The sequence below is a fragment of the Streptomyces sp. CB02959 genome, from assembly GCF_002803155.1.
Classification (GTDB): domain Bacteria; phylum Actinomycetota; class Actinomycetes; order Streptomycetales; family Streptomycetaceae; genus Streptomyces.
Map to the genome: position 1 here is coordinate 152,259 of NZ_NNBP01000010.1, position 23,670 is coordinate 175,928.

Sequence of the window (23,670 nt, forward strand, 5' to 3'; positions counted from 1 at the left end):
AAATCCTCCAGAAACGGCATGCCACAGGGCATGCGGAAACGCGGATGGTCGTGTCGCCCACTCGTCTGGTCCGGCGCGTCATCCGCGTACCGGCTGCTCCCGTTCTGCGACGTCCTTCTGGAGAGCTGCGTCAGAGTGCGTCCACCGTAGGGGAGAGCGGTGCGCCCGCGCACCGGAATTTCCGGCGGGCGCACCGGCCCGCTCAGACCGCGCCGTGCCCGTCCCCCGGCCGCCTCGCCGCCAGCACCGTCGGCGCCGTCGAGTGCGGCAGCAGCTCCACGGGCCGCTCCGGCAGCCGGAGCTCCACCTCCACCCCGTCCGCGAAGCGGTACGGCCGGTGGGCCAGCACCCCCGCCAGATGGCGCCGCAGCCGGGACAGCTCGGCCCGGACCGTCACCGTCCGCCCGCCGTCGCCGAACAGGTCCTGGGCCAGCTCGGCGGCGCTGCGGCCGCGCGGATGGGCGGCCAGCAGGAACAGCAGCTCGGCGTGGCGCGGGGTCAGCGCGTGCGACCAGCTGCCCGCCGGCCCGGCCACCGTCACCGCCGGATCGGCGGGCCTGCCGAGGTCCAGCACCACCCGGTGCGGCCCCGGCGCCGGCTCCGGCCGGCCGAGCCGGATCAGCCAGCCGCCCGGCAGCGGCTCCAGCGTGCACATCCCGTACCGCGGCAGCCACAGCGGCCCGGCCTCCGGCTCCTTGGGCAGCGCCACCCGGCTCGGCGGGGTCACCCCCGCCACCGCCGCCGTCCAGCCGTTGGCGTCGACGGCCAGCGCCCGCCCGCCGATCCGGGCCAGCACCGGCGCCGCGCTCGACCGCAGCCGCTCCAGGGACGCGTGGTGGCGGGTCCGCAGCTCCCCCTCGGCGAGCCGGGCCACCGCGGAGACCAGCGCCAGCGTCGTCGGATGGAACGAGTGCGCCGGGCCGCTGACGTCCACGGTGCCCAGCAGCCGCCCGTCGCGCGGGTCGTGCAGCGGCGCCGCGGCGCACGTCCACTGGTGGTGGCTGCGCAGGAAGTGCTCGGCGGAGTGCACCAGCACCGGGCTGCGGGCCACCAGCGCGGTGCCGATCGCGTTGGTGCCGACGGTCCCCTCCGCCCAGTCGGCGCCCTTGTCGAAGCCCAGCCGGTCGGCCATCCGCCGGATCGGGGCGCTGCCGTCCCGCCACAGCACCCGGCCCTCGGAGTCGGTGACCACCATGATCTGCTGGGCGGCTTCGGCGGTCGGCAGCAGTCCGCCGCTGAGCACCGGCAGCACCGACGCCAGCTGGGACTTCTGCCGCCGGAACTCCAACTCCGCGACACTCAGGGGGTGTTGGTCGCTGCCGCGCTCCGGGTCGACGCCGCGGTCCAGCGCCCGCCGCCAGGACTCGCCGATCACCGCGCGGGGCGCGTCCCGGGGGGACTCCGCCGGCAGGTGGTCGCCGGCCAGCGCCGCCTCGTGGACCCCGGCCAGCCGCCGCGCGGTCTCCCGGATGTCCTGGGCCGAGCGGACGGCGCTCGCGACCGGTCTCTCGGCCGGTCGGGCGCCGGTCCGCTCGCCGGCCCTGTCGATCGGTCTGTCGCTCACACTGCTCTCCGTTGTGCCCGTGCGTCCGGTCCCGGTGTCCGGTGCGTGCCCATCGTGCCGTCAGCGGCCGCCCGGGGAGAGTCCATTGGCCAGATCGGCTGCAACGGAATGCAACCGTTGTGGCCTATGACTCCTCCAGGGAAACCTGGTCCCAGCGGCCGATGGCGTACCTTCCCGCGCCCTGAGGGTGTGGGGTCATCCGGAGGTTTCGCCGGTCACCCGACGGAGAACCCGCCGGTGCCCGCCGGGATGCAATCGGCCGCCCGCGTCGTCGGCACGGTGTGGGAGGGGGCTCATCATGGTGGCCGCCACCCCGCGTGTCGTGGTGATCGGCGCCGGCGAAGGAGGTCGGCTCGCACGGGCCGCCCGACTGGCCGGGCACTACGGCGTGCCCCGGCTGTCCGCGGTCGACGTCCTGATCAGGCGTCAGCCGCTGCCGGCCACGGGCTATGTGATCGACGGTGCGCCGCAACTCCTCGACCGGGTCGCGCGCTTCGGCGGTCCGCTGCCCGCACCGGCCTTCGCCGACCTCGTCGTGCACCTGCGCGAGGCGGAACAGGACGGCCCGGGTGACGCCTCCCGCGTGATCCGGTACTACGAGGCGCGCGGCGTCCTGGTCGGCTTCCGGCCGGACGTACCGGACGCCGAGATCATCGTGGCCATCGACGCGGCCCTGCGCGGGCGCACCGCGCAGCCGCCGCGATGGCCCTGAAGACCGGGAACGGTGCCGAGTCGGCGCGACACCGCTCCCTGCCCGGCGCGGCGGCGGTTATCCCCTGTCCCGTCCCCCACCCGGAGCCGGGTTGCCGACGGCTTCCGAGGGGGACGTGGAACCGCCGCCGCGCCACTGAAGTCCGGGCGGGCGCGCCCGGTCGCCCGCACTACTCCGCCACCGGCACCGGCCGTGCCCGCTCCACCACCGCCGCCAGGTCCAGCGTGTGCGGCAGCGTGCCGAACGCCGTGCCCGCGTCGCCGCCGAGCCGGGCGGCGCAGAACGCGTCGGCCACCTCCGGCGGCGCGTACCGCACCAGCAGCGCCCCCTGGAGCACCAGCGCCAGCCGCTCGGCCAACCGCCGGGCCCGGGCCTCGATGCCCTCCAGGTCGGCGAGTTCGGTCAGCAGCCCCGTGATCGCCCGGTCCAGCCGGTGGTCGGCGCCCCGCGCGGTACCGATCTCGGTCAGATAGGCATTGAGCGCCGCGGGCTCCTGCCGCAGCGCCCGCAGCACGTCGAGCGCCTGGACGTTGCCCGCGCCCTCCCAGATCGAGTTCAGCGGGGCCTCGCGCAGCAGCCGCGGCAGCCCCGACTCCTCCACGTAGCCGTTGCCGCCCAGGCACTCCAGCGCCTCCGCGACCACCGGCGTGCACCGCTTGGTCACCCAGTACTTGGCCGCCGGCACCGCCAGCCGCAGGAAGGCCCGGTCCTGCGCGGTGCCGCCGTCGTACGCCGCGGCCAGCCGCAGCGCCAGCGTGGTCGCCGCCTCCGACTCCAGCGCCAGGTCGGCCAGCACGTTGCGCATCAGCGGCTGGTCGGCCAGTCGGCGCCCGAACGCCTCCCGGTACGCGGTGTGGTGCAGCGCCTGCGCCACCGCCTGCCGCATCACCGCCGCCGACCCGGTGACGCAGTCCAGCCGGGTCGCCGCGACCATGTCGAGGATCGTCGCCAGCCCGCGGCCCTCCTCGCCGACCCGCCGCGCCCAGGTGCGCCCGTCGAACTCCACCTCCGCCGAGGCGTTCGCGCGGTTGCCCAGCTTGTCCTTGAGCCGCTGGATCCGGAACGCGTTGCGGGTGCCGTCCGGCAGCACCCGCGGCAGCAGGAAGCAGGTCAGCCCGCCCGGCGCCCGGGCCAGCACCAGGAACGCGTCCGACATCGGTGCCGAGCAGAACCACTTGTGGCCCGTCAGGGCGTACTCCCCGGCCGCCGCCAGCGGCTCGGCGCGGGTGGTGTTCGTCCGGACGTCGCTGCCGCCCTGCTTCTCGGTCATCGCCATCCCCGCCAGCGCGCCCGCCTTCCGCGCCACCGGCCGCAGCTCCGCGTCGTAGACCCGCGAGGTCAGCAGCGGCTCCCACTCCGCCGCCAGCGCGGGCTCGGCCCGCAGCGCCGGCACCGCCGCGTGGGTCATCGACAGCGGGCAGCCGTGCCCCGCCTCCACCTGGGTCCACACCAGGAAGCCCGCGGTGCGCCGGACGTGCCCGTGCGGACGCGACCAGGCGTCGGTCAGCCCGGCCGTGACGGCATGGCCGAGCAGCCGGTGCCACGCCGGGTGGAACTCCACCTCGTCGATGCGGTGCCCGTAGCGGTCGTGGGTGCGCAGCACCGGCGGAGAGCCGTCGGCCTGCTCGCCCCAGCGCTGTGCCTGGGCCGAACCGGCCGCCTGCCCCAGTCGGCCCAGCTCCTCCCGCACCTCGCCGAGGTGCTCCCCGGTGACGTACCGGTCCACCCCCTCGGTGAGCGCCGGATCGGCGGCGAAGACGTCGTACCCGGTCAACGGCGGGGGCTGGTTCGTCACGGTATGAGTGGTGGCTGTCATGCCCGATACGGTAAGGAGGTGCAGCCGCCGAACGAACCGACCGAACCGCACGGGCCGCGCCGGGGGCGCCTGACCCGCGCCAGGGTCCTGTACCGCAACGTCTCCAAACGGCGCCTGACGTGGCTGCTGCTCAAGGACATCGTCGACACCTGCATGCGCTACCGCGTCACCGGCCTGGCCGCCGAGGCCGCGTTCTGGTGCCTGCTCTCGCTGCCCCCGCTGATCCTGGGCCTGCTCGGCGTCCTCGGCTACACCGAGCCGTGGATCGGCCACACCACCCTCGACAACTTCCGCTTCCACGTCCTGCGCGCCGCCGGCACCGTGCTGTCCAACCGGGGCGTCGACGAGATCGCCCGCCCGCTGCTCAACGACGTCTTCACCGGCGGCCGCCCCGACATCATCTCGCTGGGCTTCGCCATCGCCCTGTGGTCCGGCTCCCGGGCGCTCAACGTCTTCGTGGACACCATCACGATCATGTACGGGCTGGACGGCCGCCGCGGCATCGTCCAGACCCGGCTGCTGTCCTTCGCGCTCTACGTCGCCGCCCTCGCGGCCGGTGCGATCGCGCTGCCGCTGATGATCGCCGGCCCCGACGCGGTGGTCGGCTGGCTCCCCGCCAGCGGGGACATCATCCGCGCCCTGTACTGGCCGGTCGTGCTGATCCTCTCCATCGCCTTCCTCACCACGCTCTACCACGTCTCGGTGCCGGTCCGTTCGCCCTGGCGCGAGGACATCCCCGGTGCCGTCGTCGCCCTGGCGATGTGGATCCTCGGCAGCTTCCTGCTCCGCCTCTACCTCACCGCGGCCATCGAAGGCCCCACCATCTACGGCTCGTTGGCCGCCCCGGTCGCGGTCCTGCTGTGGATCGGCGTCTCCGCCTTCGCGGTGCTGGTCGGCGCCGCCATGAACGCCGCACTGGACCGGGTGTGGCCGTCCGTCGCCACCGCCGCCGCCCGCGCGGAGAGCGAACGGCGCCGCGCCTCGTCCGCCCACGACGCCGACTGACGCACGGCACCCACCCATTCACCGCACCCGCCCACTCACGACGGCGCCCGGGTCTCGGCGCCAGCCGGCTCAGGGCACCGGCACCGGCAGATAGCGCCCGGCCACCCGCAGGTCGGCCTCGATGGCGACGGCCGTCTCGCGCAGCGCGGGCAGCACGGCGGCGCGGGTGGCCGCGGGTGCCCGGCCGGCCGCGTGGGTGGACACCCCGACCGCGGCCACGGCCCGGCCGGTGCGGTCGCGCACCGCGACCGCCACGGAGCGCAGGCCCGCCTCCAGTTCGTCGTCCACCAGGGCGTGGCCGTCGGCGCGGACCCCGTCGAGGAGGGCCGGGCCGTCGGCCCCGTGGTGAGCGGGCCGGGCCGCCAGGAGCACCCGGCCCGGGGCGGTGGCGTGCGCCGGGGCGCGGCTGCCCGGACTGATGGTGACGCTCATGATGCGGGCGGCGGGGGTCCCGGCGACGTACCGGACGGATGGCCCGGTGCCGGCGGCGTCGGTGGTCAGCACCGCCAACGAGGCCGAGTCCCGCACGCGTTCGGCCGGCGCGGCCAGATGGGGCCGGGTGAGGGCCGGCAGGGTGAGCCCGGAGAGCTGGCAGGCCGGGGGCGAGCACCGCGTCGCGGCCCTCGGTGGGGACGTAGCCGAGCCGGTCGAGGGTGCTCAGGACGCGGTCCGCGGTGGCGCGCGCCAGACCGGTGGCCCGCACCAGATCGCCCACCGCGGCCCGGCCGCCGGCGGCCGTCAGTGCGCGCAGCACCGTCAGCGCACGCATCAGCGGCGCCACCCGCCTCCGGTGGTGGCGCCGGGGTGGGCAGAGCGGTGCGGGCGGACGGCGGCAAGGGGTTCTCCACGGTGCGGGGAGGTGGTCCGGAGTAGTCCGGAACCGTACCGGGCGCACCGTTGACACGGCCGGGGGCCAGGGTCAGACTCGGCGCAGCGCGAACCGTGAACGTCGGTTCACTGGGCGAACAGCCTTCGTCCGGAAGGCAATTGACCCGCCAGGAAGGCCGTGGACGTACCGGCGACCGGCCGGGTCCTGACGGGTGCTCGACAGGACGCCGCGGCTGCCGGGGGTGGCGCTCCGGCGCGCCCCGGTGACCGCCGGGGAAAACGTCGGCACGCTGGACCGCGTCCCGGCGGAGCGGTGTCCACCGCCCGGTCCGTACCCGTCCACCGCAGGGAAAGGGCACCCATGACCGCACCCGCATCCCCCGCCCCGCCGCTCCCGGCCCCGGAACCCGCGCCCTACCGCGGCGCACCGGCGCGCCACCCCCGGCGGCCGCGCCACCCCCTCGACATCCGGACCGACCCCGAGGCCGTGGAGCTGACCGCCCCGGTCTTCGGCCCCGCCGACGTCCACGACCTCGACGCCGACCTCACCCGGCAGCACCCCGGCGAGCCGCTCGGCGAGCGCCTGACCGTCACCGGCCGGGTCCTGGACCGCGCCGGCCGCCCGGTCCGCGGCCAACTCGTCGAGATCTGGCAGGCCAACGCCTCCGGCAGGTACGCCCACCGGCAGGACCGGCACCCGGCGCCGCTGGACCCCCACTTCACCGGCGTCGGCCGCTGCCTCACCGACGACCGGGGCCGCTACGCCTTCACCACCGTCCGGCCCGGCGCCTACCCGCTGCCCGGCGAACGGGCCTGGCGCCCGGCCCACATCCACTTCTCGTTCTTCGGCACCGCCTTCACCCAGCGGCTGGTCACCCAGATGTACTTCCCCGGCGACCCGCTCCTCGCCTACGACCAGATGCTCGCCTCGGTCGCCGACCCCGCCGCCCGCCGGAGCCTGATCGCGGTCTACGACCATGAGCTGTCGCTGCCCGACGGGCCGCTCTGCTACCGCTGGGACGTGGTCCTGGACGGCCCGTCCGCCACCCGGACCGAGGAGGGCCGCTGATGTCCGACACCGCCGCCAGCGGCGGGCTGCTCGCCCCGACGCCCGCGCAGACCATCGGCCCCTTCTTCGGCCACGCCCTCCCCTTCCCCGACGGCGGCCGGATCGCGCCCGAAGGGCACCCCGACGCCGTCACCCTGCACGGCCTGGTCCGCGACGGGGAGGGGGCCCCGGTGCCCGACGCGCTGCTGGAGTTCTGGCAGGCCGGCCCGGACGGCAACCCGGCCGGCGCGCCCGGCTCGCTGCGCCGGGACCCGGCCACCGGCGCGCTCCTCGGCCGGGACGGCGCGGTGTTCACCGGCTTCGGCCGGGTCCCCACCGACGCCGACGGGCACTACGCGGTCCGCACCCTGCCCCCCGCCGGACGCCCGGGCGCCGCGCCCCACCTCGCGGTCTGCGTCCACGCCCGCGGCCTGCTGCACCACCTGTTCACCCGCGTCTACTTCCCCGGACACGGCGCGGCCCGGGCCGCCGACCCGCTGCTGGCCGCACTGCCCGAGGAGCGCGCCCGCACCCTCCTGGCCCGCCCCGACGGCCCCGGCCGCTACCGCTTCGACGTGCAACTCCAGCAGCCGGCGGACGGCAGCTACGAGGAGACGGTGTTCCTTGCCTTCCGCTGAACCAGCGGCCGGACCTCCCGCCGAACCACCGCCCCGCGCCCCGACCCGGACGGCCCGCCCCGCGCGCCCCACGCAGCACCCGCACGCCCCGCAGGAGCCCGTATGACGCCGCCCGCCGCCCCCGCACTGCACCACGCCGCCGACGGCCCGCTCGGCGCCCCGCCGCTCGTCCTCGGCCCGTCCCTGGGCACCGCGCTCTCCGTCTGGGACCCCCAACTCCCGGAACTCGCCCGCCGGTTCCACGTCGTCCGCTGGGACCTCCCGGGCCACGGCGGCACCCCCCTCGACGTCCTGGCCGACCCCGGGACGACCACCGTCCCCGAACTGGCCCGCCTGGTCCTGGACCTCGCCGACGCCCTCCGCCTCGACCGGTTCGCCTACGCCGGGGTGTCGCTGGGCGGCGCGGTGGGCGCCTGGCTCGCCGCACACCACCCGACCCGGATCGCCTCGCTCGCCCTGGTCTGCTCGTCCGCGCGGTTCGGCGAGCCGGCCGGCTGGCGCGAACGGGCCGCCCGGGTCCGCGCCAAGGGCACCGACGCGGTTGCCGACACGGCCGCCGACCGCTGGTTCACCCCCGCCTTCGCCCCCTCGCCGACCGCCACCGCGCTGGTCGAGACGCTGCGCCGGGACGTCTCGCCCGCCGGGTACGCGGCCTGCTGCGACGCGCTGGCCGGCTTCGACCTGCGCACCGCGCTGCCCCGGATCGCCGCCCCCACCCTCGTCGTGGCCGGCCGCGCCGACCCGGCCACCCCGCCCGCGCACGCCCGCGAACTCACCGACGGCATCCCGGACGCCAGCCTCGTCGAGCTGTCCGGCGCCGCGCACCTCGCCGGCGTCGAACGCCCCGCCGAGGTTCTCGCGGCCCTCCTCGCCCACCTCGCCCCGCTCCACACCCGCACCGCCCCAGGAACGGCCCGCTGATGCCCCGGACCCCCGCCTCCCCACCGAGCGGGCCTCCCCGCGACACCACCGTCGGCATCGTCGGCGGCGGCCCCGCCGGACTGCTGCTCGCCCGGCTGCTGCACCGCGCCGGCATCGACTGCGTGGTCCTGGAGGGCCGCGACCGGGCCTACGTCGAGCAGCGGCAGCGCGCCGGCATCCTCGAACAGGGCACCACCGACGTGCTGCGCGCCTGCGGGGCGGGGGAGCGGCTGGACCGCGAGGGACTGGTCCATGACGGCATCGAGCTGCGCTACCGCGGGCGCGCCCACCGCCTGGACTTCCCGGCGCTGACCGGCGGCCGCCGGGTGACCGTCTACGCCCAGACGGAGGTCGTCAAGGACCTGACAGCGCTCCAGCTCGCCGACGGCCCGCCGCTGCTGTTCGACGCCCGGGCCCTCGCGGTGACCGGCGCGGACACCGACCGGCCCCGCATCCACTACACCCACGGCGGCCGCGAACACACCCTCACCTGCGCCTACGTCGCCGGCTGCGACGGCTTCCACGGCGTGGCCCGGCAGGCGATCCCGGAGTCCGCCCGCCGCACCTACACCCGCGGCTACCCCTACTCCTGGCTCGGCGTCCTCGCCGATGTGCCGCCCGCCCGCGACGAGCTGGTCTACGCCCACTCCGACCGCGGCTTCGCCCTGCTCAGCATGCGCACCCCCACCCTCAGCCGGCTCTACCTCCAGGTCCCCAACGGCACCGACCCGGCGGACTGGCCCGACGACCGGATCTGGGACGAACTGGAGGCCCGCGCCGCCGTCGGCACCGTCCCCGGGAGACCGGCCCGCGGCCCGCTCACCGCCAAGGCCGTCCTGCCGCTGCGCGGTTCGGTCACCGAGCCGATGCGCTGGGGCCGGATCCTGCTGGCCGGCGACGCGGCGCACATCGTCCCGCCCACCGGCGCCAAGGGCCTCAACCTCGCCGTCGCCGACGTCACCGTCCTGGCCCGCGCCCTGACGCACCGGCACCGGACCGGCTCGGCGGACCTGCTCGACGCCTACTCCGCCACCTGCCTGCGCCGGGTCTGGCGCGCCGAGCACTTCTCGCACTTCATGACCACGACCCTGCACACCGCCCCGGACCAGAGCCCCTTCGACACCCGGCTCCAGCTCGCCCAGCTCGACCGCATCGCCGGCTCCCGGCACGCCGCCGCCGAACTCGCCGAGAACTACACCGGCCTGCCGCTGTCCTGACCGCCGCCCGGGCCCGGCCGGTCCGGGTCCCGGTGCCCCGTCCGGTACCGCACCAGCAGCATCGCCGCGTCATCGTGCAGCGGTCCCTCCGCGTGGTCGACCACATCCTCCCGGACCGCCTGCAGCGCCGCCTCCGGGTCGGGGTCCTTGAGCAGGTGGGCGCGCTCGTCGAGGGGGTAGAACCAGCCGGCCGAGTCCCGGGCCTCGGTGACCCCGTCGGTGTAGAAGAGCAGCTGGTCGCCGGGGGCGAACGGCACCTGGTGGGGGAGCGGCGCCTCCGGCCCGTGCTCCATCAGGCCCAGCGGCAGCGCGCGGTCCGGCGGCGCCGCGTAGCCGACCTCGCCGGAGGGGCGGACGACCAGGGGCGAGGGGTGGCCGAAGTTCAGCAGCGTGGCGTGCGGTCCGTCGCCGATCTCGGCGAGCACCGCGGTCACGAACCGCTCGCCGGACAGGTGGCGGTTGAGCGCCCGCTCGACCCGGGCGCCGACCGCCGGCAGGTCCGGCTCGTCGTGCGCCGCCTCCCGGAACGCGCCGAGCACCACCGCGGCGCTCTCCACCGCCTCCAGGCCCTTGCCCTGCACGTCCCCGACGATGATCCGCACCCCGGCGGGCGAGGTCACCACCTCGTAGAGATCGCCGCCGATCCGGGCCTCGGCCACCGCGGAGGTGTACGAGACCGCGATCCGCAGCGGACCGGCGCCGCGCGGCACCGGTCGCAGCAGCACCCGCTGGGCGACCTCGGCGATCGACCGCACGCTGGCCAGCTCCGCCTCCCGGCGCTGCCGCATCACCGCGGCCACCACCCCGGCCGCGGTCACCCCGGCCACCGACAGCAGCGCGGTCAGCCCGCGCCGGCTCTCGAACAGCCCGCTGTGCACCCCCAGCCCGACGCAGAGCACCGCCGCCGTCAGCCCGACCAGCGCGGTCCGCCGCCAGCCGCCGACCAGACCGGCGAACGCCGGCCCCAGCGACACCAGGGGCAGAAAGCCGACCTCCGGGCCCGCGGTGAGGTCCACCGCGCTGACCGCGGCCATGACCAGGTACGGAAGCGCGGCCAGCGCACGGGAGCGGGTGCGCTGCTCCCCCTTCTCCACGGCCAAGGTCCACTCCGGCGTTGTGGCGGATCAGGGACCGCCGGGCCGGCGGCCCCTGAGAGGCGATCGCTCGTGGGGGACCGGCCGCGGTCCGTTCGACTGTCCGAAACCGGCCTACGGGCCCCCGACCTGAGCATATGCAACATTTGCCGGGCTGAAGGACGGGGTGTGCGCCCCCGTTATCGAATTGCAGCGGGGTCGGGCGCGGCGGCGCGGGCGGGTCAGCCGAGGAAGGTCCGAGCGCTGTTGACCCGGCCGGGCCGCAGTATCCGGATCGGGCCGCGGTTGCAGTCCGGGCAGTCGGCGCGGGTCAGCGGCGAGGGCACCCGCCGGCCGTGGGTGAAGTAGTCGGCGCGCCGGCGGCCGGCGAGATCGGTGGTGTGCCGGATCTCGTACTCCTCCTCCCACCCGTGTCCGCAGTGCAGGCAGACGAACGAGTACGCCTCGTGAACCGTCTCGGTGTCCCGTTCCATGGTCACCACGCCCTCTCTCCGGGGCCGCCGCGCCCGCGGCGGCGCCGGACGGATCCATGCCGCACCTCCCATTATTGCGCCGCACCCGCGCATCCGCGGCGGTCGGGACGGGCCCTCAGGGCCGGCCGCGGACCGCCGCCAGCGCGGTGTACACCGCCGCCACCAGCGCCCGGCTGCGCGGGTCCTCGCCGCTGGTCCCGCCCCCGAACCGGTTCATGACGTACGCGTACGCCAGCCCGTTCTCCGGGTCCGCGAACGCGTACGAGCCGCCCGCGCCGCCGTGCCCGAAGGCCCGCCGGTTGGGCCCCGCCTGGCCCCGGTCGTTGAGCATGTAGCCCAGCCCCCAGCGGAACGCCGCGGCGGTGCCCTCCGGGGTGAGCGCGCCGAGGGTCAGGTCCGGTTCGTCCGGCCGGCTCTGCGAGCGGCGCATCGCCTCCAGGGTGGCCGGCCCGACCAGCCCGCCGCCGGCCAGCGCCGCGTAGACGGCGGCCAGGCCGCGCGCCGTGGCGTGGGCGTTGCCGGACGGGATCTCGGCGGTGCGGTAGGCGGCGCTGTTGACGTCGCCGGTGGGGATGTACGTCAGCGCCAGCGTGACCGCGGCCCGCGGATGGTCGGCGATGGCGCCCACCGGCGCTTCCGGCAGGTCCGGGAAGCGCGCGCCGAGTTGGCGCGGGCTCAGCTGGCCGACCATGTCGGCGCACCGCGGGTGCTCCCCGGCCGGGGTGCCGATGAACACCGCGGCGTCGAGCGGCCCGGTGATCTCGCTGCGCAGGAACGACCCCAGCGACTGCCCGGTGATCCGCCGGACCACCTCGCCCACCAGATACCCGAAGGTGATCGCGTGGTAGCCCTGCGCGGTCCCCGGCTCCCACCACGGCGGGGTGGCCGCCAGGGCGTCGCAGACGTACTCCCAGTCGTAGGCGCGGCCCTCGGCCAGCGGCTCCCGGGGCGCCAGCATCCCGGCACGGTGGCTGAGCAGCCAGCGCACCGGTATGGCCTCCTTGCCGGCCTGGGCGAATTCCGGCCAGTAGTGGGCGACCGGCGCATCCAGGTCCAACTCGCCCCGATCCACCAGGAGATGGGCGCACAGCGCGGTCATCCCCTTGGCCGTCGAGTAGACGTTGACCAGGGTGTCCCGCTCCCAGGCCCGGCTCCCCGCCGCATCCGCGCGGCCGCCCCACAGGTCGACCACCGGCTCCCCGTCCAGGATCACCGTCACCGCCGCCCCGACCTCGCGGTGCTCGCGGAAATTCTCCTCGAAGGCGCTGCGCACCCCCTCGAAACCCGGTGCGCAGCGGCCGTTGACGGTGGCAGCTTCCACGGTGGCTCTCCTCGCGTCGTCGCGGTGCGGGTCGGGTACCGCGGCCCCACCGCACGCTCGCCCACGCGCGGACACGACGTCGGCACGGCCGTGGAGCACCTACGGATGATCCGCCCGAATCGATGCCTGTGGCAACCATGCCTGTCCGGCCGGAAACATTCCCGCCCGTCCGGCCCAGCGCCGCGGACCGGGATGATGGCCACCATGACCGCCGCGCCGCTCCGCCCCGTCCAGGCCCTCCTCGTCGTCGACGTCCAGTCCGCGTTCGTCTCCGGGGCGGAGGCGGTCCCCGACGCGGCCCGGGTCCTCGACCGCACCCGCGGCCTGCTCGCCCGTGCCCGCGCGGCCGGCGCCCTCGTCGTCCACCTGCAGAACGACGGTGAGCCCGGCACCGTCGACGCCCCCCGCACCCCCGGCTGGGAACTGCACCTCCCCGTCGAGCCCGGCCCCCGCGAGCACGTGGTCCGCAAGACCGAGGACGACGGCTTCGCCGGCACCGGGCTCGGCGCCCTGCTCACCGGGGCGGGCGTGACCGAACTGGCGGTGTGCGGCGTGCTCTCCGAAATGTGCGTCGCGGCCACCGCGCGGACCGCACTGGTGCTGGGCCACCGCGTCGTCCTGCCGCACGACGCGCACGCCACCTACGACATCCCCGCCGCCCCCGGCATCAGCGGCACCGTGCCCGCCGCGATGTCCTCCCGGGCCGCCGAATGGGCCCTGGGCGACGAGGTCGAGATCGTCCCGCACGCCGCCGCCGTCCCCTTCGCCGCCCCGCCGGTGCAGCCGCCCTTCCCCTGGCTCCCCGCCGCCGCGGCCGACCGCCGGCTCAGCCCTGCCGCTCCGCCGCCTGCTCCAGCGCGGTGACGTACGCCGTGATGAAGTGGTCCCGGATGCCGTCCGAGGCGGGGGCCAGCAGATCGGCGGTGAGGCCCCGGCCGCGGTCCAGCAGGCCGCCGATCAGCGGCATGGTGTTGTGCACCGCGCCCCGGGAGTCGATGTAGCGCAGCGCGGAGACATGGCGGAAGACCGGCTCCGGGGGGAGCTGGGGGACGATGTCGTTGTTGTTGACGAAGCGGTACATCCGCTCCGCGAAGGCGCCGTTGAAATCCCGGGCCAGCCCCGGGTCGCAGGTGCGGGGCTGGCCGAAGGTGTAGACGCCGTCGGCGGTCAGCCGGGGGTCCTCGAAGTGCAGCCGGGTGCCGGCCAGCATCGCCAGCGCCCCGCCCAGGCTGTGGCCGGTGAAGTAGAGCGCCTGGTTGTTGTCCCGGAACTCCTTGAGCGTGGTGAGGACCTGCGGCCAGACGGCCTCCAGCGCCTCGGCGAAGCCGTGGTGCACATGGCCCCGGCCGCCGGGGCCGGGCCACGGCGGGGTGGAGGCGTCGGAGAGCCAGTCCCGCAGCTCGGCCGGCTCGGTGCCGCGGAACGCGGTGATGATCATGTGCCGCCCGCCGAGGGTGTACGCCTGGGTGTCCTGGAGCGGGAACGGCGGGCGGAACGCGGTGTGGTGGTGACGCACCCGGTCGAACCCCCACTCCCGGGCGGCGGCATCGATGGTCTGCTCGTCCTGGTACGCGAGCTCGGCGGCGCGCACCATGCACAGCGCCTGGCGGAGGCTGTAGCCGGTGGCGTGCTGGTCGACGAGGGGACTGGTCAACGGTGCTCCTGGGGGGATGTGCGGCCGGCAGGACGACAGGGCGACTACGGAGAGCGCGCTCTGACTACACACCGTAACCCTGCGGTGAGGTGACGAGCAGGTGCGCCCGTTCAAACCACTCGTTCGAGCCTCGGGTCGCCGAGAGCGGGGTGCGGAGCGAGCCTGGAAGCGTCCGGCACCCACAGGAAGGGCCCACAGTGAACAGTGCGGAACAGGCGTCACACGCGGAACACGTATCGGCCGACGTGGTGGTGGAGGTCCAGGGCTGCAAGGCGGCCGACGCCCACGCCATCTTCAGGGTCCTGCACACCGCCTTCCGCTCCGACCGCGCCGCGGACGACGTGCCCCAGGAGACGGCCGGGCCGGGCGCGACGGTGTGGACCTCCACCGTCGACGTCAGCGAGCGCGGCACCACCCCGGAGCCGCGCCGGCTGACCGCCCCCGTCACCGTCACCCTCCAGGGCGGCTACTGGGCCGTGGACCAGCTCTGCGCGGGCCTGAAGGCCGCCTTCGTCGTCCACATCCTCGGCACGGCCGCCGGCGACCAGGAGAAAGAGGTCGAACTGCGGCTGGAGACGCTGCGGCAGCCCGTCACGAAAGGTGCCCCCTGATGCCGTCCGGGGCGGGCCGCCGGGACGACACCGACGGCCCGCGCCGGGTCAACGGCCGCCACTCCGAACTGACCCTCACCGTCAACGGCACCCCGCACGCCCTGACCCTCGACCACCGCACCACCGTCCTGGACATGCTCCGCGAGCACCTCGACCTCACCGGCACCAAGAAGGGCTGCGACCACGGGCAGTGCGGCGCCTGCACGGTCCTCGTCGACGGGCGGCGCGCCAACAGCTGCCTGCTGCTGGCCGTCGCGCACGACGGATGCCGCATCACCACCGTCGAGGGCCTCGCCGACGGCGAGCGGCTCCACCCCCTCCAGGAGGCCTTCCTGGACCGCGACGCCCTCCAGTGCGGCTACTGCACCCCCGGCCAGATCTGCTCCGCCGTCGGCGTCCTGGCCGAGGCGGCCGACGGCTTCCCCTCCCACGTCACCCCGGAGACCGCCCCGTCCGGGGCACCGGTGGCGCTCACCGCCGACGAGATCCGGGAGCGGATGAGCGGCAACCTGTGCCGCTGCGGCGCCTACCCCCGGATCGTCGAGGCGGTCGCCGACGCGGCCGCCGCCGGGGCGGGGGTGACCGGCCCATGAGGCCCTTCGGCTACCTGCGGGTCGACAGCGTCGACGAGGCGGTCCGGGCCGCCGCCGGGCAGCCCGGCGCCCAGTTCCTGGCCGGCGGCACCAACCTCGTCGACCTGATGAAGCTCGGCGTGGAGGCCCCGCGCACCCTCGTCGACATCAGCCGGCTGCCGCTGGACCGCATCGAGGAACTGCCGGACGGCGGCCTGCGCATCGGTGCCATGGTCCGCAACGCCGACCTCGCCGCGGCCCCCGCCGTCCGCGACCGCTACCCCGTGCTGTCCCAGGCCCTGCTGGCCGGCGCCTCCGGACAGCTCCGCAACACCGCCACCACCGGCGGCAACCTCCTCCAGCGAACCCGCTGCACCTACTTCCAGGACACCTCCAAGCCGTGCAACAAACGGGAGCCCGGAACCGGCTGCCCGGCCCTCGACGGCGCCCACCGCGACCTCGCCGTCCTCGGGCACTCCGCGCACTGCGTCGCCACCCAGCCCTCCGACACGGCGGTCGCCCTCGCCGCCCTCGACGCCACCGTGCACCTGCACGGGCCCGAGGGCGAACGCACCGTCCCGGCCACCGACTTCCACCGGCTGCCCGGCGACAGCCCCGAACGGGACACCGAGATCCGGCTCGGCGAACTGCTCACCGCCGTCGAACTGCCGCCGCCCCGCCCCGGCACCCGCTCCCGCTACCGCAAGGCCCGCGACCGCGCCTCGTTCGCCTTCGCCCTGGCCTCCGTCGCCGCCGTCCTCGCGGTCCGCGACGGCGTCGTCGCCCACGCCGCGCTCGCCTTCGGGGGACTGGCCCACCGCCCCTGGCGGGCCCGCACCGCCGAGGCCGCGCTGCACGGCGCGCCCGCCACCGAGGAGTCCTTCGCCCGCGCCGCCGCCGCCGAACTCGCCGCCGCCGCGCCACTGCGCGACAACGGCTTCAAGGTCCCGCTGGCCCATGCCCTCGCCGTCGGCGTGCTCACCGACCTCGCCGCCCGCGCCGCCAACGGGTGACCCCGCCCCCGACCGCAAGGACCCGCGCCATGAGCCACGACCAGTTCCCGCTGGGCCCGCCGCCGCACCCTCTGGGCGACCCCCTGGTCCGCCGCGAGGGCCGGCAGAAGGTCACCGGCACCGCCCGCTACGCCGCCGAGCACACCCCGCCCGGCTGCGCCTACGCCTGGCCGGTCCCGGCCACCGTCGCCCGCGGCCGGATCACCGAACTGGACATCGGCGGGGCGCTGGCGCTGCCCGGGGTGATCGCGGTGCTCACCCACGAGAACGCGCCCCGCCTGGCGTCCACCCCGGACCGCACCCTGGCCCTGCTCCAGGAGGACCGCGTCCCGCACCACGGCTGGTACGTCGCGCTCGCCGTCGCCGACACCCTGGAGGCCGCCCGGGACGCCGCCGAGGCCGTCCACGTCGCCTACGCCACCGAGCCCCACGACGTACGCGTCACCGCGGACCACCCGGAGCTGTACGTGCCGGAGACCGTCAACGGCGACTTCCCCGCGGTCCGCGAACGCGGCGACTTCGACGCGGCGTTCGCCGCCGCACCGGTGAGGGTCGACGCGGCCTACACCGTGCCGCCGCTGCACAACCACCCCATGGAACCGCACGCCGCCACCGCCCAGTGGGCCAACGGCCACCTCACCGTTTACGACGCCAGCCAAGGCGCCACCAAAGTGCGCGAGGACCTGGCCGCCCTGTTCAAGCTCGGAACGGACGAGATCACCGTGATCTCCGAGCACGTCGGCGGCGGCTTCGGCTCCAAGGGGACGCCCCGGCCCCAGGTCGTGCTCGCCGCGATGGCCGCCCGGCACACCGGCCGCCCCGTCAAACTGGCCCTGCCGCGCCGCCAGATGCCCGCCGTGGTCGGCCACCGCGCCCCCACGCTCCAGCGGGTCCGGATCGGCGCCGGCACCGACGGTGTGATCACCGCCCTCGCCCACGACTGCGTCACCCACACCTCCACGATCGCGGAGTTCGTGGAGCAGGCCGCGGTGCCGGCACGCATCATGTACACCTCGCCGCACAGCCGCACCACCCACCGCGTCGCCGCCCTCGACGTGCCCAGCCCCTCCTGGATGCGCGCCCCCGGCGAGGCCCCCGGGATGTACGCCCTGGAGTCCGCCGTCGACGAACTCGCCGCCCTCCTGGACATCGACCCGGTCGAACTGCGCATCCGCAACGAGCCCGACACCGAACCGGACAGCGGGCGCCCCTTCAGCAGCCGCCACCTCGTGGACTGCCTCCGCGAGGGCGCCGAACGCTTCGGCTGGCTGCCCCGCGACCCCCGCCCCGGCGTACACCGCCACGGCGACCTCCTGCTGGGCACCGGCGTCGCCGCGGCCACCTACCCCGTCTACATCGGCGCCACCGAGGCCGAGGCGCACGCCGCCGCCGACGGCGGCTACCTGATCCGGGTCAACGCCACCGACATCGGCACCGGCGCCCGCACCGTCCTCGCCCAGGTCGCCGCCGCCGTGCTCGGCGTCCCCGAGGACCGCGTCCGGGTCGACATCGGCAGCAGCGACCTGCCGCCCGCCATGCTGGCCGGCGGCTCCGCCGGCACCGCCTCCTGGGGCTGGGCCGTCCACAAGGCGTGCACGGCGCTGCTGGCCCGGCTGCGCGACCACGCGGGGCCGCTCCCCGCCGAGGGGATCACGGTCACCGAGGACACCCGCCTGGAGACCGCCCAGCGGTCCCCGTACTCCCGGCACGCCTTCGGTGCCGTCTTCGCCGAGGTGCAGGCCGACCTCCGCACCGGCGAGGTCCGGGTCCGCCGCCTCCTCGGCCAGTACGCGGCCGGGCGGATCCTCAACTCCCGCACCGCGCGCTCCCAGTTCATCGGCGGGATGACCATGGGCCTGGGCATGGCCCTCATGGAGGGCAGCGCCCTGGACCCCGCCTTCGGCGACTTCACCGCCCGCGACCTGGCCGCGTACCACGTCCCGGCCTGCGCCGACGTGCCGGTCGTCGAGGCGCACTGGCTCGACGAGGAGGACCCGCACCTCAACCCCATGGGCAGCAAGGGCATCGGCGAGATCGGCATCGTCGGCACCGCGGCGGCGCTCGGCAACGCGGTGTGGCACGCCACCGGCGCCCGGCTCCGCGACCTGCCGCTGACGCCGGACAAGGTGCTGGCCGCGCTGGCCGCGCTGGCCGAGCTGGCCGCGCGCCGCTCCTGACGGCCGGTACGGGGCTCACCACCGGGGCCCGCAACCGGGGCGGGCAACCCCGACGGGCCACCCCTGTTGCGGACCGGGAACCCCCGGGCCAGCATGGCAGTCAACCCATACGTGACGGATGCTCACTCTTCGTGTTCGGGGTTCGTTGGTCCAACGAGGTGAAAGACGTGAGCCTCGCGGTGAGGAGCCACGACATGACACCACCCGGCGACCGGCACTACACGGTCGAACTGCACGCCTCGGCGGAGCGCGTCCCCCAGATCCGGCGGATCGTCGCCGCGCATCTGCGCCACTGGAATCTCGACCCGCAGATCCCGCCCGTGTGCGAGGGGGTGGCGGAGCTCCTGACCAACGTCCACCGCCATATCGGCCCCGCCGCCCGCTGTGTGGTCGAACTCCGCTGGAGCGGCCGCCATCTGACGGCCTCGGTCGCCGACGAGGGCCCCCGGCTGCCGCGGCTGGAGAGCGCGGGCGGCGGCGGACTCGCCCGGATCGCCGCGCTGAGCGACAGCTGGGGCACCTGCGGGACGCCCGACGGCAAGGTCATCTGGTTCACCCGCCGGATCGAGGCGGCCCGCACCGCCCCGGTGACCCCGCCGGTGCCGCTGCGCAGCGTGCCGGACGTGGTGGAACCCGCGCCCGCGGTGGAGCCCCCGGCCGCCCCCGCCCCCGACCCGGCCCCGGCCTCCGCATCCGGCCCGGCCGTCGCCGCCGACCCGTCCCCGTCGGAGGCGACGCTGGTCTAGCTCCCGCAGGTCGCGTCGCCGGTCGGCGCGCCCGACGGCCCCCGGACGGCCGGCGGGTCACGGCACAACTGCCGTGACCCGCCGGCCGTTCGCCGTGCCGGGGCGCACCCGGCCTGGGAGTTCACCCCCCGTACGGTGAGGTGTCATCTCCGGGACACCCCCCCTTCCCGGACCCTCGTTCCTCTTGGAACACTCTGCTGACCGTTGTTCCCGTACGACCCCTCCGCACCGCGCCCCCGATCAGACACCCCGTCATCCCCCCCCACCGCGAGGTTCCCAGACACATGGCTGACATCAACCGCCGGCGCTTCCTCCAGATAGCCGGTGCCACCGCGGGCGTCACTGCCCTCTCCGGCAGCATCGCCCGCGCCGCCGCCATCCCCGCCCGGCGCAGCGCCGGCTCCATCAAGGACGTCGAGCACATCGTCGTCCTCATGCAGGAGAACCGTTCCTTCGACCACTACTTCGGTTCGCTGAAGGGCGTCCGTGGCTTCGGCGACCCGCGCCCGGTCACCCAGCCGAACGGCAAGTCCGTCTGGTACCAGGCCGACGGCGGCAAGGACGTGCTGCCCTACCACCCCGACGCCGAGAACCTCGGCATGCAGTTCATCGAGGGCCTCAACCACGACTGGCACGGCGGCCACCAGGCGTGGAACAACGGCAAGTACGACCAGTGGATCCCCGCCAAGGGCACCGGCACCATGGCGTACCTGACCCGCAAGGACATCCCCTTCCACTACGCGCTCGCCGACGCGTTCACCATCTGCGACTCGTACCACTGCTCGCTGATGGGTGCCACCGACCCCAACCGCTACTACATGTGGACCGGCTACGTCGGCAACGACGGCACCGGCGGCGGCCCGGTCGTCGGCAACGAGGAGGCCGGCTACGGCTGGACCACCTACCCCGAGCGCCTGGAGAAGGCCGGCGTCTCCTGGAAGATCTACCAGGACATCGGCGACGGCCTGGACGCCGCCGGCAAGTGGGGCTGGATCGACGACGCCTACCGCGGCACCTACGGCGACAACTCCCTGCTCTTCTTCAACCAGTACCGCAACGCCAAGCCCGGCGACCCGCTCTACGACAAGGCCCGCACCGGCACCAACGTCAAGCAGGGCGACGGCTACTTCGACCAGCTCAAGGCCGACGTCAAGGCCGGCAAACTGCCGCAGATCTCCTGGATCGCCGCCCCCGAAGCGTTCTCCGAGCACCCCAACTGGCCCGCCAACTACGGCGCCTGGTACGTCTCCCAGGTCCTGGACGCGCTCACCTCCAACCCGGACGTGTGGAGCAAGACCGCCCTGTTCATCACCTACGACGAGAACGACGGCTACTTCGACCACGTCGTCCCGCCGTTCCCGCCGGCCTCCGACGCCCAGGGCCGGTCCACCGTGGACACCGCCCTGGACCACTTCCCCGGCAGCCTCACCTACGCCGCCGGCCCCTACGGCCTCGGCCAGCGCGTCCCGATGCTGGTGGTCTCCCCCTGGAGCACCGGCGGCTACGTCTGCTCCGAGGTCTTCGACCACACCTCCGTCATCCGGTTCATGGAGACCCGCTTCGGCGTCCACGAGCCCAACATCTCGCCCTGGCGCCGCGCCATCTGCGGCGACCTCACCTCCGCCTTCGACTTCTCGCTGGAGAACACCAAGCCGGCCGCGCTCCCGGACACCAAGGGCTACCAGCCGCCGGACCACAACCGGCACGACAGCTACCACCCCACGCCGCCCGCCAACCCCGTCCTGCCCAAGCAGGAAGCCGGCTCCCGGCCCAGCCGCCCGCTGGCCTACGTCCCGCTGACCGACGGCACCGCGGACGTCGCCGGCGGCCGCTTCTCCCTCACCTTCAGCGGCGGCAACGCGGCCGGCGCCTGCTTCCTGGTCACCGCGCCCAACCGCACCGACGGCCCCTGGACGTACACCACCGAGGCCGGCAAGACCCTCACCGACACCTGGAACACCACCTACTCCAAGGGCAGTTACGACCTGACGGTGCACGGCCCCAACGGCTTCCTGCGCACCTTCAAGGGCCCCGGCAAGAAGCAGACCCCCGAGGTGACCGCCCGCCACGACGCCGCCTCCGGCCACGTCGAGCTGTCCCTCACCAACCCGGGCACCGCCCCCTGCAACCTGACCATCGCCAACGCCTACGGCGGCGCCAAGCAGACCGTCCGGGTCGACCCGGGCGGCACCGTCACCCGGTCCGTCGACCTCACCGCGAGCAAGCGCTGGTACGACCTGACGGTCACCGCCGACTCCGACGCCGGCTTCCTGCGCCGGTTCGCCGGCCACGTCGAGACCGGCAAGCCGGGCGTCAGCGACCCGGCACTGCGCACCGGCTGACCCGGCCCGGCCGGGAGGCGCCCCGCCTCCCGGCCACCCGTCGGCGGGAATGTCGCCTTGCCTTGGAGCGCGCTCCAGCTCCTAGCGTGTGACCCACCACCGACCGAAGGGGAACCGATGCGGTACACACTGTTCGGCAGGACCGGCCTGCGGGTGAGCGAACTGGCCCTGGGCACCATGACCTTCGGCGAGGACTGGGGCTGGGGCACCGCCAAGGACACCAGCGCCCGCATCCTCGACGCCTACGCCGACGCCGGCGGCAACTTCCTCGACACCGCCAACAACTACACCGGCGGCAGCTCCGAGACCATGCTCGGCGAACTGCTCGCCGGCCGCCGGGACCGGTTCGTCCTGGCCAGCAAGTACACCTGCGCCACCGCCGAGGGCGACGTCAACGCCGGCGGCAACCACCGCAAGAACCTCGTGCAGTCCGTCGAGGCCAGCCTCCGCCGGCTGAACACCGACCGGCTCGACGTGCTGTGGGTGCACGCCCGGGACAACTTCACCCCCGTCGAGGAGGTGATGCGCGCCCTGGACGACGTGGTGCGCGCCGGGAAGGTGCTCTACCTCGGCGTGTCGGACTGGCCCGCCTGGGAGATCGCCCAGGCCAACACCCTCGCCGAACTGCGCGGCTGGACCGCTTTCGCCGGTTCGCAGCTGCGCTACAACCTGCTGGAGCGGACCGTGGAACGCGAGCTGCTGCCGCAGGCCCGCGCCTTCGACCTGGCCGTGCTGGCCTGGGCCCCGCTCGCGGCCGGCAAACTCACCGGCAAGTACCGGCGCGGCGAGTCCGGCCGACTGGACACCACCGACCGGACCAGCCACTGGGACCACAACGAGGACGAGACCGTCACCGCCGTCCTGGAGATCGCCGAGAAGGGCGGCTGGACCCCGGCCCAGGTGGCCCTGGCCTGGCTGCGGCAGCGCCCCGGCAACATCGTCCCGATCATCGGCGCCACCAAGGAGAGCCAACTGGCCGACAACCTCGCCAGCGTCGACGTGGCCCTGGACGCGGACGCCGTGGCGCGGCTGGACGCCGCCAGCGAGGTCCCGCTCGGCTTCCCGCACGCCTTCCTCCGCGAACCGGGCATCACCGAGACCGTCTACGGCGACCGCTGGTCCGCCATCGAGGACCGCCGCTCCACCTACCGGCGCACCGCCCACGAGGTGCGCTGACCGCCCCGCGCCCCTCTGCGTCTCCCCGCGTCTCCTGCGTCCCCGTACGTCGAATGCCGCGCCCCGGATGGCCGGGCGCCGGCGGCTGCGATCTAGTGGGGTGGACCGGCGGTCCGCCGGTCCGCCACGGGTGCCGAAGGAGACGTGCGATGAGGAACACCGCCACGACGGCCGTCACCGCGGCCGCCGTCGCCCTGGCCGCGACGGCGGCCGGCGGATGCTCGAACGGGGGTGGCGGGACCGCCCCGCCGCGCTCCCGGACCCCGGCCGGGACCGGCCCGGCCACCAGCGTCCCGCCGACGGCGACCTTGTCGGCGGGGCCGGTCGCGGTGCACGCCCGCTCCGGTCCGCTCGGCACGATCCTGGTCGACGGACGGGGCCGCACCCTGTACCTGTTCGAGGCGGACCAGGGCCGCGAGTCGACGTGCTACGGCGACTGCGCCAAGGACTGGCCGCCGCTGGTGGTGCGCGGCGCCCCCACGGCCGGCAGCGGCGTCAAGGCGGAACTGCTGGGCACCAGCGCCCGCCGGGACGGCAGCCGGGGGGTCACCTACCACGGGCACCCGCTCTACTACTTCGACCAGGACAAGCGGCCCGGCGACGTCTACGGCCAGGGCTCGGACGACCACGGCGCGAGGTGGTACGTCCTGGACCCCGCGGGCAACCGGATCACGAAGCCGGTGCCCAGCGGCAGTCCCGGCAAGAGCCCCAGCGCCAGCCCGAGCGGACACTGACCGTGCGC

General features: G+C 75.2%; 22 protein-coding genes and 1 pseudogene. 15 read left to right on the plus strand and 8 right to left on the minus strand.

Annotated features, from left to right (window positions below; genetic code table 11):
* Positions 1–202: 202 nt before the first annotated feature.
* Entirely contained in the window at positions 203–1,564 is a 1,362-nt protein-coding gene (locus CG747_RS18355; RefSeq protein ID WP_100602833.1) for a helix-turn-helix domain-containing protein, read from the minus strand.
* Positions 1,565–1,862: 298 nt separating this feature from the next.
* On the opposite strand from CG747_RS18355, the gene CG747_RS18360 reads away from it, so the two are divergent.
* Positions 1,863–2,276: a hypothetical protein gene (locus CG747_RS18360; RefSeq protein WP_100602834.1), complete on the plus strand. Its 414-nt coding sequence runs from the start codon at positions 1,863–1,865 to the stop codon at positions 2,274–2,276.
* A gap of 169 nt (positions 2,277–2,445) precedes the next feature.
* Here the strand turns inward: CG747_RS18360 and CG747_RS18365 are convergent, their stop codons facing one another.
* Positions 2,446–4,092 (minus strand): acyl-CoA dehydrogenase family protein, encoded by a 1,647-nt coding sequence (locus CG747_RS18365; RefSeq protein ID WP_100602835.1) that lies wholly within the window; start codon positions 4,090–4,092, stop codon positions 2,446–2,448.
* Positions 4,093–4,110: 18 nt separating this feature from the next.
* On the opposite strand from CG747_RS18365, the gene CG747_RS18370 reads away from it, so the two are divergent.
* Positions 4,111–5,097 carry a YihY/virulence factor BrkB family protein gene (locus CG747_RS18370; protein WP_100602836.1) on the plus strand — a complete coding sequence of 329 codons (987 nt, stop codon included), beginning with the start codon at positions 4,111–4,113 and terminating at the stop codon, positions 5,095–5,097.
* A 69-nt stretch (positions 5,098–5,166) separates the two neighbouring features.
* Here the strand turns inward: CG747_RS18370 and CG747_RS18375 are convergent, their stop codons facing one another.
* Both CG747_RS18375 and CG747_RS49550 read right to left on the minus strand, forming a co-directional pair.
* Positions 5,167–5,601: an IclR family transcriptional regulator C-terminal domain-containing protein gene (locus CG747_RS18375; protein ID WP_180985592.1), complete on the minus strand. Its 435-nt coding sequence runs from the start codon at positions 5,599–5,601 to the stop codon at positions 5,167–5,169.
* 187 nt (positions 5,602–5,788) lie between these two features.
* Positions 5,789–5,866, minus strand: a pseudogene (locus CG747_RS49550) (hypothetical protein); the annotation flags it as partial.
* Positions 5,867–6,286: 420 nt separating this feature from the next.
* Here CG747_RS49550 and pcaH point away from each other — a divergent pair.
* The 4 genes from pcaH (at position 6,287) to CG747_RS18400 (ending at position 9,749) form a co-directional block, all read left to right on the plus strand.
* On the plus strand, positions 6,287–6,994 hold the full coding sequence (pcaH, locus tag CG747_RS18385; protein WP_100602838.1) for a protocatechuate 3,4-dioxygenase subunit beta: 708 nt from the start codon (positions 6,287–6,289) through the stop codon (positions 6,992–6,994).
* Positions 6,994–7,611 carry a protocatechuate 3,4-dioxygenase subunit alpha gene (gene pcaG / locus CG747_RS18390; RefSeq protein WP_100602839.1) on the plus strand — a complete coding sequence of 206 codons (618 nt, stop codon included), beginning with the start codon at positions 6,994–6,996 and terminating at the stop codon, positions 7,609–7,611. The genes pcaH and pcaG overlap by 1 nt, the downstream gene beginning before the upstream one ends.
* Positions 7,612–7,713: 102 nt before the next feature.
* Complete coding sequence (gene pcaD, locus CG747_RS18395; RefSeq protein ID WP_100602840.1) at positions 7,714–8,532, plus strand: 3-oxoadipate enol-lactonase; 819 nt, start codon at positions 7,714–7,716, stop codon at positions 8,530–8,532.
* Positions 8,532–9,749: a 4-hydroxybenzoate 3-monooxygenase gene (locus tag CG747_RS18400; RefSeq protein WP_100602841.1), complete on the plus strand. Its 1,218-nt coding sequence runs from the start codon at positions 8,532–8,534 to the stop codon at positions 9,747–9,749. Before pcaD ends, CG747_RS18400 begins: the two co-directional genes overlap by 1 nt.
* Here the strand turns inward: CG747_RS18400 and CG747_RS18405 are convergent.
* The 3 genes from CG747_RS18405 to CG747_RS18415 all read right to left on the minus strand — a co-directional run bounded on the left by CG747_RS18405 (position 9,725) and on the right by CG747_RS18415 (position 12,637).
* On the minus strand, positions 9,725–10,783 hold the full coding sequence (locus CG747_RS18405; RefSeq protein WP_100602924.1) for a PP2C family protein-serine/threonine phosphatase: 1,059 nt from the start codon (positions 10,781–10,783) through the stop codon (positions 9,725–9,727). The genes CG747_RS18400 and CG747_RS18405 overlap by 25 nt on opposite strands.
* Before the next feature lie 281 nt (positions 10,784–11,064).
* On the minus strand, positions 11,065–11,316 hold the full coding sequence (locus CG747_RS18410) for a hypothetical protein (RefSeq protein WP_257980521.1): 252 nt from the start codon (positions 11,314–11,316) through the stop codon (positions 11,065–11,067).
* Between the two features lie 115 nt (positions 11,317–11,431).
* Positions 11,432–12,637: a serine hydrolase domain-containing protein gene (locus tag CG747_RS18415; protein ID WP_100602843.1), complete on the minus strand. Its 1,206-nt coding sequence runs from the start codon at positions 12,635–12,637 to the stop codon at positions 11,432–11,434.
* A 204-nt stretch (positions 12,638–12,841) separates the two neighbouring features.
* Here CG747_RS18415 and CG747_RS18420 point away from each other — a divergent pair, with 204 nt between their 5' ends.
* A complete protein-coding gene (locus tag CG747_RS18420) occupies positions 12,842–13,501 on the plus strand; it encodes an isochorismatase family protein (RefSeq protein ID WP_100602925.1) in 660 nt (219 codons plus the stop codon).
* Here CG747_RS18420 and CG747_RS18425 read toward each other — a convergent pair.
* Positions 13,464–14,291: a lipase family protein gene (locus CG747_RS18425; RefSeq protein WP_180985594.1), complete on the minus strand. Its 828-nt coding sequence runs from the start codon at positions 14,289–14,291 to the stop codon at positions 13,464–13,466. The genes CG747_RS18420 and CG747_RS18425 overlap by 38 nt on opposite strands.
* 197 nt (positions 14,292–14,488) lie before the next feature.
* Between CG747_RS18425 and CG747_RS18430 the strand changes: the two genes are divergently transcribed.
* The 8 genes from CG747_RS18430 to CG747_RS18465 all read left to right on the plus strand — a co-directional run bounded on the left by CG747_RS18430 (position 14,489) and on the right by CG747_RS18465 (position 23,662).
* Entirely contained in the window at positions 14,489–14,902 is a 414-nt protein-coding gene (locus tag CG747_RS18430) for a hypothetical protein (protein WP_100602844.1), read from the plus strand.
* Positions 14,902–15,495 carry a 2Fe-2S iron-sulfur cluster-binding protein gene (locus tag CG747_RS18435; protein ID WP_100602845.1) on the plus strand — a complete coding sequence of 198 codons (594 nt, stop codon included), beginning with the start codon at positions 14,902–14,904 and terminating at the stop codon, positions 15,493–15,495. The genes CG747_RS18430 and CG747_RS18435 overlap by 1 nt, the downstream gene beginning before the upstream one ends.
* Positions 15,492–16,487 (plus strand): xanthine dehydrogenase family protein subunit M, encoded by a 996-nt coding sequence (locus tag CG747_RS18440; RefSeq protein WP_100602846.1) that lies wholly within the window; start codon positions 15,492–15,494, stop codon positions 16,485–16,487. Before CG747_RS18435 ends, CG747_RS18440 begins: the two co-directional genes overlap by 4 nt.
* 29 nt (positions 16,488–16,516) lie before the next feature.
* Positions 16,517–18,664 (plus strand): xanthine dehydrogenase family protein molybdopterin-binding subunit, encoded by a 2,148-nt coding sequence (locus CG747_RS18445; RefSeq protein ID WP_100602847.1) that lies wholly within the window; start codon positions 16,517–16,519, stop codon positions 18,662–18,664.
* Between the two features lie 194 nt (positions 18,665–18,858).
* Positions 18,859–19,410, plus strand: coding sequence for an ATP-binding protein (locus CG747_RS18450; protein WP_100602848.1), 552 nt, complete (start codon positions 18,859–18,861; stop codon positions 19,408–19,410).
* Between the two features lie 284 nt (positions 19,411–19,694).
* Positions 19,695–21,752: a phosphocholine-specific phospholipase C gene (locus tag CG747_RS18455; RefSeq protein ID WP_100602849.1), complete on the plus strand. Its 2,058-nt coding sequence runs from the start codon at positions 19,695–19,697 to the stop codon at positions 21,750–21,752.
* A gap of 117 nt (positions 21,753–21,869) precedes the next feature.
* Positions 21,870–22,928, plus strand: a complete 1,059-nt coding sequence (locus CG747_RS18460) for an aldo/keto reductase (RefSeq protein ID WP_100602850.1) — start codon at positions 21,870–21,872, stop codon at positions 22,926–22,928.
* A gap of 149 nt (positions 22,929–23,077) precedes the next feature.
* On the plus strand, positions 23,078–23,662 hold the full coding sequence (locus tag CG747_RS18465; protein ID WP_100602851.1) for a hypothetical protein: 585 nt from the start codon (positions 23,078–23,080) through the stop codon (positions 23,660–23,662).
* The last annotated feature ends 8 nt before the right edge of the window (positions 23,663–23,670 follow it).

Coding starts and splice junctions, on each gene's coding strand:
- CG747_RS18420 (WP_100602925.1), top strand. CDS start 12,842: ATGACCGCCGCGCCGCTCCGCCCCGTCCAGGCCCTCCTCGTCGTCGAC.
- pcaG (WP_100602839.1), top strand. CDS start 6,994: ATGTCCGACACCGCCGCCAGCGGCGGGCTGCTCGCCCCGACGCCCGCG.
- CG747_RS18445 (WP_100602847.1), top strand. CDS start 16,517: ATGAGCCACGACCAGTTCCCGCTGGGCCCGCCGCCGCACCCTCTGGGC.
- CG747_RS18405 (WP_100602924.1), bottom strand. CDS start 10,783: ATGGCCGCGGTCAGCGCGGTGGACCTCACCGCGGGCCCGGAGGTCGGC.
- pcaD (WP_100602840.1), top strand. CDS start 7,714: ATGACGCCGCCCGCCGCCCCCGCACTGCACCACGCCGCCGACGGCCCG.
- CG747_RS18440 (WP_100602846.1), top strand. CDS start 15,492: ATGAGGCCCTTCGGCTACCTGCGGGTCGACAGCGTCGACGAGGCGGTC.
- CG747_RS18410 (WP_257980521.1), bottom strand. CDS start 11,316: ATGGAACGGGACACCGAGACGGTTCACGAGGCGTACTCGTTCGTCTGC.
- CG747_RS18465 (WP_100602851.1), top strand. CDS start 23,078: ATGAGGAACACCGCCACGACGGCCGTCACCGCGGCCGCCGTCGCCCTG.
- pcaH (WP_100602838.1), top strand. CDS start 6,287: ATGACCGCACCCGCATCCCCCGCCCCGCCGCTCCCGGCCCCGGAACCC.
- CG747_RS18455 (WP_100602849.1), top strand. CDS start 19,695: ATGGCTGACATCAACCGCCGGCGCTTCCTCCAGATAGCCGGTGCCACC.
- CG747_RS18360 (WP_100602834.1), top strand. CDS start 1,863: ATGGTGGCCGCCACCCCGCGTGTCGTGGTGATCGGCGCCGGCGAAGGA.
- CG747_RS18450 (WP_100602848.1), top strand. CDS start 18,859: ATGACACCACCCGGCGACCGGCACTACACGGTCGAACTGCACGCCTCG.
- CG747_RS18400 (WP_100602841.1), top strand. CDS start 8,532: ATGCCCCGGACCCCCGCCTCCCCACCGAGCGGGCCTCCCCGCGACACC.
- CG747_RS18460 (WP_100602850.1), top strand. CDS start 21,870: ATGCGGTACACACTGTTCGGCAGGACCGGCCTGCGGGTGAGCGAACTG.
- CG747_RS18435 (WP_100602845.1), top strand. CDS start 14,902: ATGCCGTCCGGGGCGGGCCGCCGGGACGACACCGACGGCCCGCGCCGG.
- CG747_RS18365 (WP_100602835.1), bottom strand. CDS start 4,092: ATGACAGCCACCACTCATACCGTGACGAACCAGCCCCCGCCGTTGACC.